The 17,641-nt window shown below is 66.6% G+C and carries 15 protein-coding genes; 10 read left to right on the forward strand and 5 right to left on the reverse strand.

Annotated features, from left to right (window positions below; translation table 11 throughout):
- Positions 1-151: 151 nt before the first annotated feature.
- From APS40_RS15540 to recQ, 10 genes are all read left to right on the forward strand, one after another.
- Entirely contained in the window at positions 152-1,312 is a 1,161-nt protein-coding gene (locus APS40_RS15540; RefSeq protein ID WP_055047918.1) for a hypothetical protein, read from the forward strand.
- Entirely contained in the window at positions 1,305-1,895 is a 591-nt protein-coding gene (locus APS40_RS15545) for a hypothetical protein (RefSeq protein ID WP_055047919.1), read from the forward strand. Before APS40_RS15540 ends, APS40_RS15545 begins: the two co-directional genes overlap by 8 nt.
- A gap of 173 nt (positions 1,896-2,068) precedes the next feature.
- A complete protein-coding gene (locus APS40_RS15550; protein ID WP_055047920.1) occupies positions 2,069-2,617 on the forward strand; it encodes an SRPBCC domain-containing protein in 549 nt (182 codons plus the stop codon).
- 5 nt (positions 2,618-2,622) lie between these two features.
- Positions 2,623-3,432 carry an alpha/beta fold hydrolase gene (locus APS40_RS15555; protein WP_055047921.1) on the forward strand — a complete coding sequence of 270 codons (810 nt, stop codon included), beginning with the start codon at positions 2,623-2,625 and terminating at the stop codon, positions 3,430-3,432.
- Between the two features lie 16 nt (positions 3,433-3,448).
- On the forward strand, positions 3,449-3,793 hold the full coding sequence (locus APS40_RS15560) for an ArsR/SmtB family transcription factor (protein ID WP_055047922.1): 345 nt from the start codon (positions 3,449-3,451) through the stop codon (positions 3,791-3,793).
- Between the two features lie 91 nt (positions 3,794-3,884).
- A complete protein-coding gene (locus APS40_RS15565; protein ID WP_055047923.1) occupies positions 3,885-4,556 on the forward strand; it encodes an SRPBCC family protein in 672 nt (223 codons plus the stop codon).
- Positions 4,557-4,559: 3 nt separating this feature from the next.
- Complete coding sequence (locus APS40_RS15570; protein ID WP_055047924.1) at positions 4,560-5,057, forward strand: SRPBCC domain-containing protein; 498 nt, start codon at positions 4,560-4,562, stop codon at positions 5,055-5,057.
- Positions 5,054-5,488: a YdeI/OmpD-associated family protein gene (locus APS40_RS15575; protein ID WP_055047925.1), complete on the forward strand. Its 435-nt coding sequence runs from the start codon at positions 5,054-5,056 to the stop codon at positions 5,486-5,488. The genes APS40_RS15570 and APS40_RS15575 overlap by 4 nt, the downstream gene beginning before the upstream one ends.
- Positions 5,489-5,795: 307 nt before the next feature.
- A complete protein-coding gene (locus APS40_RS15580) occupies positions 5,796-6,596 on the forward strand; it encodes an alpha/beta fold hydrolase (protein WP_055047926.1) in 801 nt (266 codons plus the stop codon).
- 229 nt (positions 6,597-6,825) lie between these two features.
- Entirely contained in the window at positions 6,826-8,652 is a 1,827-nt protein-coding gene (gene recQ / locus APS40_RS15585) for a DNA helicase RecQ (RefSeq protein ID WP_055047927.1), read from the forward strand.
- Positions 8,653-8,841: 189 nt separating this feature from the next.
- Here the strand turns inward: recQ and APS40_RS15590 are convergent, their stop codons facing one another.
- The 5 genes from APS40_RS15590 to APS40_RS15610 all read right to left on the reverse strand — a co-directional run bounded on the left by APS40_RS15590 (position 8,842) and on the right by APS40_RS15610 (position 17,414).
- A complete protein-coding gene (locus tag APS40_RS15590) occupies positions 8,842-9,780 on the reverse strand; it encodes an IS110 family transposase (RefSeq protein WP_236884116.1) in 939 nt (312 codons plus the stop codon).
- Positions 9,781-9,994: 214 nt separating this feature from the next.
- Positions 9,995-12,439 carry an ATP-dependent helicase HrpB gene (gene hrpB / locus APS40_RS15595; RefSeq protein ID WP_055047928.1) on the reverse strand — a complete coding sequence of 815 codons (2,445 nt, stop codon included), beginning with the start codon at positions 12,437-12,439 and terminating at the stop codon, positions 9,995-9,997.
- Positions 12,440-12,470: 31 nt separating this feature from the next.
- Positions 12,471-13,352 (reverse strand): PAS domain-containing protein, encoded by an 882-nt coding sequence (locus APS40_RS15600; protein WP_055047929.1) that lies wholly within the window; start codon positions 13,350-13,352, stop codon positions 12,471-12,473.
- A 70-nt stretch (positions 13,353-13,422) separates the two neighbouring features.
- Positions 13,423-15,924 carry a sensor domain-containing protein gene (locus APS40_RS15605; RefSeq protein ID WP_055047930.1) on the reverse strand — a complete coding sequence of 834 codons (2,502 nt, stop codon included), beginning with the start codon at positions 15,922-15,924 and terminating at the stop codon, positions 13,423-13,425.
- A 245-nt stretch (positions 15,925-16,169) separates the two neighbouring features.
- Positions 16,170-17,414, reverse strand: a complete 1,245-nt coding sequence (locus APS40_RS15610) for an aminopeptidase (protein WP_055047931.1) — start codon at positions 17,412-17,414, stop codon at positions 16,170-16,172.
- Between the last annotated feature and the right edge of the window lie 227 nt (positions 17,415-17,641).

Below are 17,641 nucleotides of genomic sequence, written 5' to 3' on the forward strand. Positions count from 1 at the left end.
GCTATGGGAGGATCGCGACACCAAACACGAAATCCGCAACGCCGTTGAGCGCCGAAAGTTGTTGCATAGGAGCTATGCACCTGCGGAATGGATATGATTTCGCCGCAATGCGTTAGGAGTTCTGGCTGTTTCCGCACCCGGAATCCATGGAATGAGCGACGCCGTCGCGCTTCGTCCCCCTCGAACCCTGCCGCTCGGCATTGTGCTGATCCTCGTCCCGCTGGCCTTGGCCATCGCGGGCCTCGTGATCCGCTATCTCGCGTTTGCCGCCACGGTTCCCGACGCTTCGATCGCCAGTTTCGCGCAGGGCATGTGCCGGTGGGATTGCTCCTGGTACGTCAAGCTTTCGCAGACCGGCTACGATCCCTTCCCGGTACCGACGATGATCAATGCCGGCAACTGGGCGTTCTTCCCGCTCTATCCCATCCTCGTCGCCATCGTCCGCACCCTGACCGGACTCGAGACCATCGTTGCGGCCACCGCCTTGTCGATCATTCTTTGCATCGCCTCGGCCCGCGTCGCCTGGCCGCTGCTCGGCAAGGATCTGCGCGCTTACACCCTGTTCTCGGCTTTCCTGTTGGCCGGGCCGTTCTCGATCTGGTTCACCACCTTCTACACCGAGGTGCTGTTCCTGTTTCTGACGCTTTGCGTCTTTGCCGCGCTGCAGAAGCGGCGGTTCCTGCTGGCCGGCCTGTTCGCTGCGCTGCTGTCCGCCACTCGCATTGTCGGCGTGTTCATCGTCTTCGCCATCCTGATCGAGCTCTGGCAGGCGCACCGTAGCAACGGCGGCAGCTGGCGCGACTTCGTTCCTGCGGTGCTGAAGCGGCCCGAGCATTTGCTGGCGCTGTTCATCGCGCCGCTCGGCCTCTTCGCCTACATGGCCTATCTGCATTTCCACATCGGCGACGCCCTCGCCTTCAGCCACGTGCAGCGGGCCTGGTCACGGCCCACCGGCCTGCCGCCGGTCTTTGTCTGGAACGCGCTGACCAGCTTCCCGAAAGAGGGCTGGGTGCCCACGCCATCGCAGCAGCTTGCCGTCGCCGTCCTCGTCGGCTACGGGCTCTCGATCCTCCTGCTGGTCAGGAAGCGTTACGGCATGGCGGTCTATTCGCTGATCTGCCTCACTCTGCCGCTGTTCGCCGGCATGGCCTCGGTGCTGCGCTTCACCGCGGCGCTCGCGCCGATGCCGTTGCTGCTCACCGAGCTGCTGGCCAGTCGCCGCTGGCTGTTCGCCCTGGCGCTGCTCGGCCTGCTCACCGCCGGCTACTTCACCACCATCGGCTGGCTGACGGGGTACCTGAGCCTTGTCTAGTGCCCTCCGCCTCGGTGCCTATCTGCTTGTCGGTCTCGTCGCGCTGTTCGAACTCGGCGTGGTCTGGCTGATGCTGCACCCCGATGTGTCGCCCGACTATCGCGCCTACTACATCGACAAGACCACCACCTGCCTGAACCAGCCGGTAAGCGGCAGCTATCGACTCGGCACCGTCATTGCCTTCACTCCCGAGGGAGCCGATGCCGCCAAGCCGATCCGGGTCTGCGGCTGGGAGGGACCGGCCGGCGACGGCACCCATGCGGTGGGCACCAGCGCCCGGCTCCGCTTCGTCTATGCCCAGCCCGCCACCGCGCTGACGCTGCAGCTCTCGCTGGTGGCGGTCAAGAAGGCCGACCTGGTCGTGCCTCAGGATGTCGAGGTTATCGCCAATGGCAAGCTGCTCGATACCCTGAGTCTCAACGCGCCGGTCCCACAGCAGTTTTCGCTGTCGCTGCCTGCACCATCCGATGGCCGCCTCGAACTCGAACTGCGCTTTCCCGATGCGGTGCAGATGGGGCCGACCGACCCCGACAATCGCCTGCGCTCGATCAAGCTGATCTCCGCCGCGCTCCTCCCCGCCTGACCGGGCATAGGATCTGCCGGCCTCTCACCGCTTGCAAGGCCGGCGCATCCTGCTCTCCGCTCAACCGGCTTCGCTGGTCCCTCTTGTTCCCGACAGTTTCCTTAACCGATCGGTTGACAAGCCGGTTTGGGAGAAGTATTCAACCAATAAGTTATCAACTTAAAGGTTGAGAAATGGACGGCATCGAACTTTCCGGCAGCGCCCCGACCAACACTTCCGCCGTCACCACGCCGGCCAACCATCCGGTGATCCTGATCGCCCGCAGCTTCGAAGCGCCGCGCACGCTGGTCTGGCGCTGCTACACCGAGCCCCGCCACCTGGTGCATTTCTGGGGGCCCAGAGGCGCCTCCAATCCGGTGAGCGAGGTCGATCTGCGGGTAGGCGGCGCCTGGCGCCAGGTGATGCGTTTCGCCTCGGGCAACGAGTACGACTACACCAGCGCCTATCTCGAGATTTCGCCGGTGGAGCGGCTGGCCTGGCGCGATGCGCCCAACGGCTACCGCTTCGGCGACGAACTGCCGCCGGCCGAAATGGTCACCGAGATGACCCTGGCTGAAGCCGGTCGACTGACCGAGGTGCGCATCACGGTCCGCTTCATCTCGCTGGCGGCGCGCGACGAGGCCATCAGCCGCGGCTTTGCCACCACCGTCTCGGAAGGCAGCGACAAGCTCGACCTCTACCTTTTCACCCTCAGCGCCACCGCGGCGTTCCAGCAGGAGTAAGCGCCATGAACACCTTCGTCTCTCGCGACGGCACCAGGATCGCCTACGACGTACGTGGCTCCGGCCCGGCCGTGATCCTGATCGATGGCGCCTGGTGCGGCCGCAACATGGGCCCGATGCCCAAGCTGGCGCCGCTGCTCGCTCCACATTTCACCGTCTACAACTATGACCGGCGCAGCCGCGGCGACAGCGACCTGTCGACCGACTATTCGCCCGATCGCGAATACGAGGACCTTGCCGCGCTGATCGATATCGCTGGCGGTTCGGCCAGCCTCTACGGCACGTCGTCGGGTGGAGCGCTGGCGCTGTTCGCCGCCGCGCGCGGCCTGCCGGTCGACCGGCTGGCGATCTTCGAGCCGCCCTTCACCGATGTTCCCGGTGGCAAGCCGATGCCGGCGGGCTACCAGGCCGAAGTCGAACGACTGGTGCGCGAGGACCGGCGGCCGGAGCTCGCCAGGTTCTTCATGGTCAAGATGATCGGCATGCCGGCGATCATGATGCCGATGATGCGGCTCAACCCGCACTGGAAGGCGATGATGCACAATGCCCCCAGCCTGCCGCACGATACCGCGGTGATGGAAGGCTACGGCTTCCCGACGGAGGCGGCCCGCTCGATCCGCGTTCCGACCATCGTCATGAGCGGCGACAAGACCTTCAAGCAGTTGAAGGAACCGGTGCGCCTTGCCCGCGAGACCAGCCCCGGCGCGCGTTTTGCCTCGCTGCCTGGCCAGAGCCACGATGCGGCAGCCGAGCTCGTCGCCCCGGTGCTGATCGACTTCTTCTCCGGCGCCGACACCGCGCGCGCTGCTGCCTGACTCCGAGAGACCTGCAATGACCGACCACTTGTCCACGACGCTCGCTGCTCTCGCCGACCCCACCCGCCGCGGCATCCTCGCCCGGCTGGCGCTGGGCGAGGCGACAGTCAGCGAATTGGCCGAGCCCTACGACATGTCGATGGCCGCCGTATCCAAGCACCTCAAGGTGCTGGAAAAGGCGGGGCTGATCTCCCGCGGCAAGGAAGCCCAGTGGCGTCCCTGCCGGCTCGAGGCGGCCCCGATGGCCGAGGTCGCGGACTGGGTCGAGAACTACCGCCGCTTCTGGGACGAGAGCCTCGATCGCCTCGGCGATTACCTGGCCGAACTGCAGAAGGGAGATCCTGGCGGCTCCCGGAACTAGGCGGAGCGTGATCAGCAAAAGTTCCGAGACTTTTGCGGTTCGATCGCGCGACCAACTAGGAACTCTTCGGGGCCGCAGGGCCTGAAATCAGATGCAGCGACCCAAGGTCATAGCGCTGTCGGACTACCGCCGGCAGCGCGACGGCGAAGCCTTGCGCCAGAACCTGGAGCAGGGCGCCGGAACACCACACTGGTTCGTACTTTACTGGCGGTACTGGGCTGAAAGCCTCGATCGCCTCGACGCCTATCTCAAGCAACTCAAGGAGCTGAAAATGGCACTCGACAACCTCAAGATCGATGCCCCGGCGAACGAACCCATCGTCATCGCCACCCGGGATTTCGCCGCGCCGCGCGCCCTGGTCTGGCGAGTGATGACCGAGCGCGAGCACGTCGCCCGCTGGTGGGGGACCGAGGGCCAGAGGAACGTCATCACCGCGCTCGATGTGCGGCCGGGCGGCAAGTGGCGCATCGAGTCCCACGCCGCCGATGGCAATGTCTATATCTTCGTCGGCGAGTATCGCGAGGTGCACGAGCCCGAGAAGTTCGTCTGGACCTTCGGCATGGAGAACATGTTCTTCGGCAAGACGCTGGTCGAGACCCACACTTTCGAGGAAGACGGCGCCGTCACGCACTACAGGTCAGTCTCCAACTACGACAGCATCGCCGATCGCGATGGGATGGTCGCCTCGGGAATGGAGAAGGGCATGCGCCACGGCTTCGCCGTCATGGACCAGCTGCTCGCCGAACTCACTCAAGAAGCCTGACCCATGCTCCCCGACCTCACCACCATCCCTTCCGACCGCCGGCTCGAGATCGAGCGCGAGTTCGATGCGCCGCGCGAGCTGGTCTGGATGATGTTCGCCGATCCGTACCACCTGAGCCGGTGGTGGGGTCCCAAGGGCTTCACCAACCCTGTCGTCGAGCTCGACCTTCGCCCCGGTGGCCGCTGGTACCATGTGATGCGCGGTCCCGACGGCAAGGACTATCCCGCCGACAGCGAGTTCATCGAGGTGACCCCGCCCGAGCGGATCGTCTATCGCAACCGCCAGCTCGAGGCGGAAGCTTTCGGCAACAATCCGCCACCGAGCTTCTTGCGGGTCATCACCCTGACCGATCTCGGCGATGGCCGCACCCGGCTGACGCTGGATGCCTATTTCGACACCGCCGCCAACAAGGACGCCGTCGTCCGTCGCGGCTTCCGCGAGGGCGTGCTGGAGAGCTTCGACAAGCTCGCCGTCCACCTGATGACTGGAGCAGGCAAATGAAGTTCGTGACCACGATCCTCCAATCCGGCAACAATACCGGCATCATCGTGCCCCCTGAAGTGCGCGACGCGCTCAATGGCGGCAAGAATCCGCTGGTCGTCGTCAGCCTCGCCGGCCACACCTGGCGCAGCAAGGTGGCGACCATGGGCGAGCACCTGCTGGTCGGCGTCAGCGCCGAGATCCGCGGCATCACCGGGGTGAGGGGCAACCAGACGCACGAGGTCGAGCTGGTCCTCGACGACCAGCCTCGCATCGTCGAGGCTCCCGGCGACCTGCAGGCCGCCCTCGACGCCGATCCGGTGGCGCTGGCCGCGTGGAACAAGCTCGCTCCCAGCCACAAGAAGGCCCACGTCACCGCCATCGAAGGCGCCAAAGCCCCGGAGACGAGGCTCCGGCGCGTCCAGAAGGCCATCGAAATGCTGACCAGCTAGCAGAAGACCGCTCATCCGGCGCTATGCGCCACCTTCTCCCGTCGGGGAGAAGAACAGGCGCCGACCGTGCAGTCGGTGTTCCTCTCCCCGTCGGGGAGAGCGTGGACCGGCGAAGCCGGGACGGGTGAGGGGAGGAACCACAAAACTATCGGCCGAGCCAGCTCGCAACAGCGGGACCGGCGGAGCCATACCCAACTCAAGGAGACCACCAATGCTACGTCGTACCGTCCTTGCCATCGCCCTTCTCACCGGCTTTGCTTCCACCCTGCCGGTCCTGTCTGCAACTGCTCAACAAGGAACTGCTCCCATGCTCACCGCAACTACATCCGGCTATGTCCCCGTCACCGGCGGCAAGGTCTACTACGCCACCTATGGCGAGGGCGCGCCGCTCGTCCTGCTGCATGGCGGCCTGATGACCATCGAGGCCTTCGGCCCGGTGCTCTCCGGCTTTGCCGCCTCTCGCCAGGTGATCGCCGTCGAGGCACAGGGGCACGGCCACACCGGCCCGCTCGACCGTCCGATGAGCTTCGACAACATGGCCGCCGACGTCGCCGCGGTAATCAAGTCACTGGGGCTCGAGAAGGTCGATGTCGTCGGCTATTCGATGGGCGGCACCATTGGCCTGCGCCTGGCGCTGGCCCACCCCGAGCTGGTCGACAAACTGGTCATCGCCTCGGCGCCCTTCGCCTTTGCCGGCTGGCACGACTACAACCAGCAGGGCATGCGGTCGCTGAACGCCAGCCAGTTCGAGATGATGAAGCCCTCGCCGCTCTACCAGGGCTTTGCTGCGGTGAACCCCGACCCCGAGGTGAACTTCCCCAAGCTGCTCGACCAGATGCAGTACATGGGCAAGGACTATGACTTCTCCGCCGACATCCCCAATCTCAAGGTCCCGACGCAACTGGTCTATGGCGATTGGGACGCGGTCCGCACCAGCCACGCGGCGAAGTTCTTCGAGCTGCTCGGCGGTGGCTTGCAGGATGCCCTCTGGGACGGCTCCGGCATGAACCAGAACCGCCTCGCCATCCTGCCGGGTGTCACCCACTACACCATGATGACCTCGCCCAAGCTGGTCGAAACCGCTCTGGCCTTCATCGACGCGAACTAGACCTGTGGACGTGGCCACCTCCACCCTTGATCCCTCCCCACAAGGGGGAGGGAGACGCTAGCTGCAGCGTCTCGGTTCCTTCGTGTCCCTCCCCTTGATGGGGAGGGCAGCGCAGCTTGGCGGCCAAGCCGCCTAGCGAAGCTCGGTGGGGTGGGGCCCGGCCACTGCCAGAGCCGATACGCATAACAAACCCTTGACCCCAACCCCCGGCATCCGACTCTATCGCCCCATGCTTGAGTCGCTCTTCGATACGCCGCCGCGCGACCCCGCTGAGATCCTGCGCACCGTCTTCGGGCACCAGAGTTTTCGCGGCCAGCAGGAGGATGTGGTTAGGCACGTGACCGCCGGCGGCGATGCGGTCGTGCTGTTTCCCACCGGCGCCGGCAAGTCGATGTGCTTCCAGGTGCCGGCTTTGGCGCGCAGGGGCGTCGGCATCGTCGTCTCGCCGCTCATCGCCCTGATGCGCGATCAGGTCGAGGCGCTGCGGCAAGCCGGCGTCAACGCCGCGACCCTCAACTCCTCGGTCAGCTCCGAAGACTCCTCGCGCACCTTCCGCGATCTCAAGTCCGGCAAGCTCGACCTGCTCTACGTCGCTCCCGAACGCCTGGTGCTGCCGGGGTTCAAGGCGATGATGCAGGGCGTCGACATTTCGCTCATCGCCATCGACGAGGCGCATTGCGTCAGCCAGTGGGGGCACGATTTCCGCCCCGAATATCGCGAACTCGCTTCGATCGCCGCCGACTACCCGGGCGTGCCGCGCATCGCGCTCACCGCCACGGCCGACCCGACCACCCGGGACGACATCGTCGAGCGGCTCGGCCTGACCGATGCGCGCATCTTCACCACCAGCTTCGACCGGCCCAATATCAGCTATTCGATCGTCGAGCGCGACAATGCCCGCGCCCAGCTGAAGAGCTTCCTCGCCCGCCATACCGGCAATTCGGGCATCGTCTACTGCCTCTCCCGCGCCAAGGTCGACTCGACCGCCGAGTGGCTGAACAAGCAGGGTATCCGGGCGCTGCCGTATCATGCCGGGATGAACGCCAGGGATCGCGCGGCCAACCAGGATGCCTTCCTCAAGGAAGAGTCGCTCTGCCTCGTCGCCACGGTCGCCTTCGGCATGGGCATCGACAAGCCGGACGTGCGCTATGTCGCGCACATGGACCTGCCGTCGTCCATCGAAGCCTATTACCAGGAGACCGGCCGCGCCGGCCGCGACGGCCTGCCGGCTGAAGCCTGGATGTGCTATGGCATGGCCGACGTGGCGCAGCGCCGCCGCATGATCGACGAGGGCAATGCGCCCGATGAAGTGAAACGGGTCGAGCGGCTGAAGCTCACTGCGCTGCTCGCGGTCTGCGAGACGCCGGAATGCCGCCGCAAGGCCATCCTCGCCCATTTCGGCGAGCCGCACCCGGGCAATTGCAACAATTGCGATACCTGCGTGTCGCCGGTCGAAACCTGGGACGGGTCGGACGCCGCGATCAAGGCCATGGCCTGTGTCTACCGCACCGGCCAGCGCTTCGGCGCCGGGCACATCGTCGACGTGCTGCTGGGCAAGGTCACCGATAAGGTCACCCAGTTCAGCCATCAGGATCAGCCGGTATTCGGGCAGGGGAGGGATCTCGACCAGCGCTCCTGGCAATCGGTGATCCGCCAGCTCACTGCCATGGGGCTTATCACCGTCGACCATTCCTTCGGCGCGCTGCATCTGGGTGAAGGCTCGCGCGAAGTGTTCCGCGGCGAGCGCAAGATCACGCTGCGACGCGACCGTCCGCGCCGCGCCACCGAGACCCGCCGTTCGCTGCAGAATGCGGTGGCGCTGCCGCCCGCCGCGCAATCGCTGTTCGAAGCGCTGCGCTCCGAACGCGCCAGTATCGCCAAATCGCAGGGCGTGCCGCCCTATGTGGTGTTCCACGACACGACGCTGCGCGCCATGGCGCTGGAGCGGCCGCAGACCATGGCCGAACTCGGCACGATCCCCGGCATCGGCGAGAGCAAGCTCAAGCGCTATGGGGCGGAGTTCCTGGCCGTGCTGCGGGCGGCTGGGCCGGCCTGAACCAGCGGTGCGACCCGCCCCTCGCCCCTCAGGGGAGAGGGCAAGCGCAGCTTGGGCGCTCCGCGCCCTGACGAAGCTAGGGTGAGGGGTGCAGCCTCTCAGGCGTGCTGGATCGTCCAGCATTGCGCTATCGCTTCACCCTTCATCCGGCCTTCGGCCACCTTCTCCCCTGAGCAACCGTGTTTGAAGTCAAGCTGGGCTTGGGATCCAAGGTGCGTCGTTTGCGAGGATGGCGTTTGCGGTCGTGAGCAGCTTTCGCATGGCGGCGACGATGGCCAGCTTTGCCGGTTTGCCTTGGCTGCGGAGCCTTTGATAGAAGGTTTTGATGGGTGGGTTGGCGCGGATGGCTGAGATTGTGGCCATGTAGAGGGCGCAGCGCACCGACAATCGACCGCCCGCGATATGAGCTTGGCCTCGCATCTGGCCGCTGTCGTGCACGAAGGGCGCCACCCCCGCCAGAGCTGCTGCCTGCTTGTTACCGATGCTGCCCAACTCGGGCATCTCGGCGATGAGTACGGCTGCCGTGACCCGGCCGATGCCGGGAATGGAGGCCAGCAGTTCGGCCCGGCGGTGCAGGCCGGCATGCTGTGCGATGTGCTCGGTGATCTGCTTATCGATGGCGGCGATCTGAGTACTCAGGAAGTCGATATGGGCCTTGATGCTGGCCTTGATCGTCTGGCCCTCGGGGTGCTCGCTGCGCTGCTTCTCCATGGCCAGCATGTCCACCATCTGCCGACGCCGACGTACCAGGTCGGTCAGCTCCAGGGCATAGGGATCGTGCGGATCGGGCTGTGGCTGCATGAGGCGAGCGAAGCGCAGGATGGCCTGCGCGTCAATCGCATCGGTCTTGGCCATCTGCCCGTCGGCACGGGCCAGATCCCTCACCCGGCGGGGGTTGACCTTGCTCAGGGCAATGCCGTGTTCAGCCAGTTCGCGAGCCATCAGTCGGGTATAGCTGCCAGTGGCTTCACACACCACGTGCGGCCGCCTCAGCGTCCCGAGCCGCACGATCAGGCGGCGCACCCCTGCCTGAGTATTGGAAACACGAAGCACCGCGGTCTCGGTTATGGCCAGGTCCAGGTGCTGCTTGGATACGTCGACGCTGACATAGTCGGGGGAAGCGATCATGATGCTCTGCCTTGTATGCGGGCCCAAAGCCCAACCAACCGTTCGAGATCGTCACGAAGGGCCGGAGGCGTACGCTCAAGGACGAGCTCGAACGCTCAGGGGAGACACACGCCCCCCGACCACAGGCCCCGGAAAAACACCAGAACCTGCAGGGTCAGATCTGATCACTATCGACCCACAAACGGAACATACAAGGGGAGAAGGGACAAGGCCCTCACGTCCCCCGCGGCTTCGCCCGCGCCGTCGCCGCCGCTTCCAGCGGGTTCTCCGGCCAGTGGTGCCGCGGGTAGCGACCCTTCAGATCCTTGGCCACGTCCTTCCAGCTGCCGCGCCAGAAGCCGGGCAGGTCCCGTGTCGTCTGGATTGGTCGATGCGCCGGGCTGAGCAGAACCAGCAGCAGCGGCACCTTGCCGTTCGCAACGCTTGGGTGCCGGTCGAGCCCGAACAACTCCTGCACCCGCACCTCGAGCGCCGGACCGTTCTCGGCACCGTAGTCGATCGGCAGGCGTGACCCGGAAGGCGCGTCGAAATGCGACGGCAATAGCCGTTCGATCTCCTGCCGCCGCGCCCAGGGCAACAAACCCTCCAGCGCCGCGCCGAGATCGTCCGCCGCGATCTCGCTCAGCGCCGTTCTGCCTGTGATAGCCGGCACCAGCCAGCCCATGTCAGCCGCCAACCCGGCGTCGGAGAGGTCGGGCCAGTCTTCGCCCAGCGTCGCGCGCAGGTAGCTCGCCCGGGCCCGCAGCGCCTTCTGTTCCTTCGTCCAGGGCAGCGTCCCAACCCCGAGCCCGGCAATCCCTTCGGCCAACGCCGCTGCCGCCGCCTCCGGGTCGGCAATCGCCATCGGGCTCTCGTCGAGCCGCAGGGCGCCCAACCGTCGCACTCGCCGCGCCCTGACGCTGCGGGAGCCGCGGTCGAACGCCATCGCCACCTCGTCGACGATCTCCGTCGCGAAGAGTTCCTCGATCGTGGCGCGCTCGATCGCCGCCGCCGCGCGAATCCGTCCGCTTGCTGCCGCACCGGTGATGTCGGTCACCACCAGATAGGACGCGTTGGCCAGCGCATCGGTGTCTTCGAGGCTCGCCTGTCGCCCGTTGGCGAGGCGAAACCGTCCACGGGCACCGGCCTGCTGCGCCACCCGGTCGGGATAGGCTCGCGCCAGGTGGCGCCCGACTTCGCCGCCCGTGCCGGTGTTGCCCACCATTGCCGCCCAGCGCCGCGCCAGTTGATGCGCCTCGTCGGCCCGCTTGCCGCGTTCGTGCCCGAACCGCTCGAGCCGGTGCGTCAGGTCGGTGCCATCGCCACCAAGTCCGCGTTCACCCAGCAGCACCGCCAGTTGCGCCGCCGTCAACGCATCCTCCTCCTTGGCCGCCCGGTGGATCATATGCCCCAGCCGAGGGTGCAGCGGCAGCCGCGCCAGCGCCTTGCCTTCCTCGGTGATCCGGCCGGCCGCGTCCAGCGCTTCGAGTTCTTTGAGCAGAGCGAGCGCTTCGGCCCATGCCGGTCCGGGCGGTGGATCGAGGAATTTGAGCTGGGCCGGATTGCCAACCCCCCAAGCGGCGAGATCGAGCGCCAGGCCGCTGAGGTCCGCCTCGAGTATTTCCGGCGCGTCGAATGGCGCGAGCGCCGCATTCTGACCCTCGCTCCACAGCCGGTAGCACACCCCCGGTTCGACCCGTCCGGCGCGTCCACGCCGCTGCTCGGCCGAGGCACGCGACACCTTGCGGGTCTCGAGCACCGACAGCCCGGTTGCCGGCTCATAGGCCGGCGCGCGCCTGAGCCCGCTGTCGACGACGATCCGCACCCCCTCGATGGTCAGCGAGGTCTCGGCGATCGAGGTCGCCAGCACCACCTTGCGCCGGCCGGGGCGGGCCGGCTGCACCGCGCGGTCCTGTTCTTCCGGCGTCAGCTGCCCATAGAGCGGCACGATATCGACATCGGCGGGAACACGGCCCGCCAGCCGCTCCGCCACGCGCCCGATCTCGGCTTGCCCGGGCAGAAACACCAGCGCCGACCCGGGCTGCGCCCGCAGCGCCTCGAGCACCACGCTCGTCACCTGGTCTTCGAGCTTCTTGAGCGGGTCGCGGTCGCGCCACAGCGTTTCGACCGGGAACGACCGGCCCTCCGAGGTCACCACCGGCGCCCGCTCGAGCAGTTCCGCCACCCGGGCGCCGTCGATCGTCGCTGACATCACGAGGATACGCAGGTCGTCACGCAACGCCCCCGCATCGAGCGCCAACGCCAGCCCCAGATCAGCATCGAGGCTGCGCTCATGAAACTCGTCGAACAACACCGCCGCGATGCCGGTCAGTTCGGGGTCTTCGAGGATCATCCGGGTGAACACGCCTTCGGTCACCACCTCGATGCGCGTCCGTTTGCTGACCTTGGCGTCGAGCCGGACGCGATAGCCAACCACGCCGCCGACTTCGTCGCCCAGCGACTGTGCCATGCGTCGCGCCGCGGCCCGTGCGGCCAGCCGCCGCGGCTCCAGCATGACGATCCGGCCGTCGCCTCGCCACGGCGCCTCGAGCAGGGCCAGGGGCACGCGCGTCGTCTTGCCGGCTCCCGGCGGCGCCACCAGCACCGCATAGGGTCCGGCCTCGAGCGCTGCCAGCAACCGGGGCAGGGCCTCGTCAATGGGGAGGGGCGGCAGGTTCATGCCGCTTCAATCGAGGAAAACCGCGGTGGCGTCAAACCACCGTCTTCAGCATGTCGAGCAGCGAGCCGTCGAAATCTTCCACCGGCGCGGGCGCCGGTGCGGCGCTCCTGGTGGTGGCGATTTCCGCCCAGCCGATAGTGATGGTGATGCCGCCCACCTTGCGGTCGGCCGCGAACCACGGCCGGATGATGGTGTTGAACGCCACGGCGGCGCCGGTACTGGGGCTGACGAAGCTGCGTCGGGTCTTGACCGTCTGGCCCTTTAGCGCCGCTTCGTATTCAGCCGCCTGCTCGGCCGACATCTCGGGGTAGAGCTGCGCGAGCGTCTTGCCGATCACCTCGCGCCGCTCGACATAGCGATGCGCCTTCAGCCAGTAGAGCGAGCAGTCGAGCACCCGCAGCTTGTCGTCCAGCACCGCGATCGGCGCCGGCATGTCGCCCACCAGATCCTGCACCAGCTTGAGCCGGCCCTGCACCGCGAGCTCGCGCTCCATCTCGGCGGTGACGTCGCGGCTGGCGCCGAACAGCTCGATCACCCGCCCATCGCGGGTGCGGAGGTCGGCAATGGTTTCGATCATGCGGATCTCCCCGTCGCGCGCGATGCGCAGCCGGCAGCGGAAGCCGCGCCGGTCCTGTAGCGCCTGGGCGATCAGGGTAAGCAGCTTGCCGCGATCCTCCACGAGGTAGAGCTTGACCAGTTCCTGCAGCGGCACCGAGCTCGGCAGGTGCAGGCCGTAGATCTCTGCGACCCGCTCGGACAGCACCACGGTGCCTGGGAAGATCACCTTCCACTGCCCGTAGCCCTCGTGCAGCTCGTAGAGCTGCAGGGCGCGTTCGGGATCGGTGAGCGCAGCCGTCGGCTCCAGCTCGGCAAGCGAATCCGATGGCGTAGCGATCAACTGCTTGTCGAACATGGTCCGCGGTCGGGCGTGAGTGGACGGTGCTGAAAACGCTATCCGAGCCCGCGTTAAGTAATGGTGAGGATCAGGCGTGCCGTTGCCGGCTGCCGTCGGCCTGCGGCCGCGCCAGCGGGCCGGCCTCCGCAAAAGCCTGCGCCTCGGCCTGAGGCAGCGGGCGGCTGAACAGATAACCTTGCGCTTCGTTGCAGCCCTCCGCCCGCAGCATGAGCAACTGCTCCCAGGTCTCGACGCCCTCGGCGGTCACTCGCGTCTTCAAGGAGCGTCCGAGCCCGATGATTGCCCTGACGATCGCCGCCGAGTCCTCGGCGCCCGGCAGATCGGAAACGAACGAACGGTCGATCTTGATCTTGTCGAAGGCAAAGCGGCGCAGGTAGCTCAGGGATGAATAGCCGGTACCAAAATCGTCGAGCGCCACCCGGATGCCGAGCTGATGCAACTGTTGCAGCGCGGCCAGTGCTTCCACGTTTTCGTCGAACAGCACCGACTCGGTGATTTCGAGCTCCAGCCGGTGCGGCGCGAGGCCGGTCCGTTCCAGCGCGTCGGTGACGGTGCGGACCACGGCGCGATGCCGGAACTGTGCCGGCGACAGGTTCACCGCCAGCGACAGCGCTTCGGGCCATCCTGCGGCGGCCGCACAGGCCTGCTGCAGCACGAACGCGCCGATCGTCTCGATCAACCCGCTTTCCTCGGCCAGCGGGATGAAGACCATCGGCGGCACCGACCCATGCGTCGCGCTGTCCCAGCGCAGCAACGCCTCGAACCCGGTCAGCCGGTTGCTGGCGATGTCGATCTGCGGTTGATAGACCACCGAGAGTTCGCCGCGCCCCAGCGCCAGCGACAGCTCCCGCTTCATCTCGCGCCGCTCGCGCAGCGCCTGGTCCATCGCCGGCTCGAAGAAGCGGAAATCGCGGCCCTTTTCGCCTTTCACCCGATAGAGTGCCACGTCGGCATATTGCAGCAGGCTTTCCGCACTCGCCCCGTCGCGCGGCGCCATGGCGATGCCGATACTGGCGCCGATACTCACCGTCTCGCCCTCGATCTCGAACGGCTCGGTCAGCGCCGCAAGGATCGCCTGCGCCGTCTCGGCCGCCTCCTGCGGCTCGGTTACCGGCACCAGCAGCGCGAATTCGTCGCCGCCGAGCCGGGCCAGCAGATCGCGCGCGGTGATGCAGCCGTTGAGCCGGCCGGCCACCTGGCGCAGCAGCGCATCGCCGGCCAGGTGCCCCAGCGTATCGTTCACCAGCTTGAAATCGTCGAGGTCGATCGACAGCACGGCCAGCGGCCTGAGCGGATCGAGCCCCAGCAGCGCGGCGTCCATGCTCTCCTGGAAATGCATGCGGTTGGGAAGGCCCGTGAGCGCATCGTGCCGCGCCAGGTAGTCGAGCCGCCTGGCCCCAGCCGCCACTTCGGCTTCGTTCTGCTTGGCCTCGGTGACGTCACGCGACAGCGCCAGCAAGCGTGCCACTTCGCCGTCGCCGTCGCGGATCGGCGACAGGCTGAGGTCCCACCAGCGGGGCAGGCCCTTGGCGGTGGGGCCGAACACCGTCAGCCGGACGGTCTCCCCCCGTTGCGCGGCGGCAATCGCCGTCCGGATCGCCGGGCGCTCGTCTTCGGGCCAGAACGCGTCGAACGGCAGGCCCTTGATCGCCTCAAAGTCGTCAACCTCCATGATCCGGATGCCCGGTCCGTTCATGAAGATCAGGTGGCCCGCCACATCCAGCACCTCGATCGCCATGGTGCTTGCTTCGAGGATGGAGCGGGCGAACGCTTCGCTTTCGCGCAGCGCCGCTTCGGCGACCCTTCGATCGTGAATGTCCTCGAGCGTGCCGTACCAGCGCACGATCCGGCCCAGCTTGTCGCGCCGTGCCTGGGCACGCGCCCGCATCCAGCGATAGTCGCCCGTCCTCAGCCTGACGCGATAAGTGACGTCGAGCGGGGCGCCCGACTGCAGCGAACGGGTCCATTCGGCGATCGTCGGCGCCAGATCGTCGGGGTGGAGCGCGTTGGCCCAACCCTGGCCCAGCGTCTGCTCGCGATTGAGCTCCACCATCTCCAGCCAGCGCGGGCCGAATTCGATGATGCTGCCGTCCGGATCGGCGAGCCACAACACCTCGGGGTTGAGATCGACCGCCGTGCGGTAGTGGTCTTCGCTTTCGCGCAGCGCCTGCTCGGCCGCGGTGGTGCGGGTCACGTCCTCGACGATGACCTGCACTTCGTCCGGACCAAGCGGAAAATGCGTGGCATTGTATTGCCGGACGATCTCGCCTTCCGGTGCACTGCGGAAACGGAATGCACCGGATTTGCCGCTCCGCGCCGCTGCCTTCAGGTGCCGCCGGACCCGCGCGCGGTCCGCGGTGTGAAGCCGCGCCAGCATCGCGGCGAGCGGCGCCCCCTCCGGCGCTGCGCCGCGAACGGCGTTGTGCGATGGGTGGACCCGGTCGGTGGCGGCGTTCCACGTCCACACCGAGATGCCGGTCGCATTGGTGATCTGCCGCAGCGTCTCGGCTGCAGCCGCGGCGCCGCGGCGCGGCGTCATGCCGATCGAGCCAGTGCCAGTGTTGCCCATGCGATCCTCAGCCTCGCCTGCATGCTACACAGGTGAAACGCGCCAAAAGATTAATCGCAGCAACAGCGGCGGCGGCGAATATTCGCCGCCGCCCGACAATCGCACCCGTGGTTAAGGCAAGCTGAACAAGGGCTTTCGCAGAACCGCTCAGCTCACCTGAAGGCAGACGTTGTTGACTTCCTGCAGCTTCGCGCACCGGCGGGAGCAACCAGAGCGTCGACGTTGTACCAACACGATGTAACGAGCTAGGCCCACTCGCCCTGTCGCATCACCGGTACTTTGCTCCCGTCGGCCGTGATGCCGTCGATGTCGATCTTGTCCGAGCCGATCATCCAGTCGATGTGGATCAGGCTCTTGTTGCCGCCGCGGGCCGCAATTTCGTCGGCGCTCATCTTGGTGCCGTTGATGAAGCAGTCGGCGTAACACTGGCCCAGCGCAATGTGGCTCGCGGCATTTTCGTCGAACAGCGTGTTGTAGAACAGCACGCCGCTCTTCGAGATCGGCGACGAGTGCGGCACCAGCGCCACCTCGCCCAGCCGGCGCGAGCCCTCGTCGGTGTCGAGCACCTTCTGCAGCACCGCTTCGCCCCTCGATGCCTTGGCCTCGACGATCCGCCCGCCCTCGAACTTCACCTCGATATCGGCGATCAGCGTGCCGTTGTGGCTGAGTGGCTTGGTCGAACGGACATAGCCCTCGACGCGCTGGCTGTGCGGTGTGGTGAACACCTCCTCGGTGGGAATGTTCGGGTTGCAGGTAATGCCGTTCTTGGCCTCGGAAGCGCCGCCCTTCCAGCGATGCTCGTCGGCGAGCCCGATGGTGAGGTCCGTGCCCGGGCCGCGATAATGAAGCGAGGCGAAGCGCTGGCCGTTGAGCCAGGTCCAGCGCTCCTTGAGCTTGGCATTGTGCGCCGTCCAGGCGCCGATCGGATCGTCGACGTCCACCCGGCTCGCCGCAAAGATCGCATCGGCCAGCTTCCTGACCGCCACCTCCTCGGCATCGTCGGGAAACACCAGCCTCGCCCAGGCCGCGTTGGGATACGAGACGATGTTCCAGTTAATGTCGAAGCCGGTGATCTTCTCCAGCGCCGGCTTATAGGCCATCGAGGTGGCGCGGTTGGCGCGCGCCACTTTGGTCGGGTCTTCGCCGGCCAGCATCATCGGGTTGTCGCCCGAGATGGCGAGGCGTGCGGCATTGTTGCCGAATGCCCGGGCCATACCCTCGAACAGCCAGCCGGGTGCCTTGTCGAAGCTGGCATCGGCGGCATAGCGATAGCGATTGAGCGTAATCTCCTCGTCCGAGAAGATCGGCTGCACGATGCCGGCGCCGGCCTTGTAGGCATGCTCGGTGATCTTGCGCACCAGCGGCAATGCCGCCATCGGCGCGGTCAGGACGAGATCCTGCCCGGGCTGGAGCTGGAGCCCCACTTTGATCGCCACCTGGGCGAGCTTGTCGAGTTTGACCGGATCGATCGGGTTATTGCCCTGAGCCATTGGAAAACCTTCGCAAAAACAGGAACGAGAGGCATACGCCGAGCGTCCGCCTGCTTCAAGGCAGCCAGATGCCGTAACTCGCAGTCGCCGCGCTCGATCTCGGTTCCGACCCCGAGCAGCCAGGCCCGCCTGGCCGCCAGGCGTTCCATCGACTCCTCACCGGTCCATTGCACTCCCATCCGTGTCCAATCCATTTCCGTCTCCTGTGGTTGTCACGAGAGATGGTC

It is taken from the genome of Devosia sp. A16, assembly GCF_001402915.1.
Lineage (GTDB): Bacteria > Pseudomonadota > Alphaproteobacteria > Rhizobiales > Devosiaceae > Devosia_A.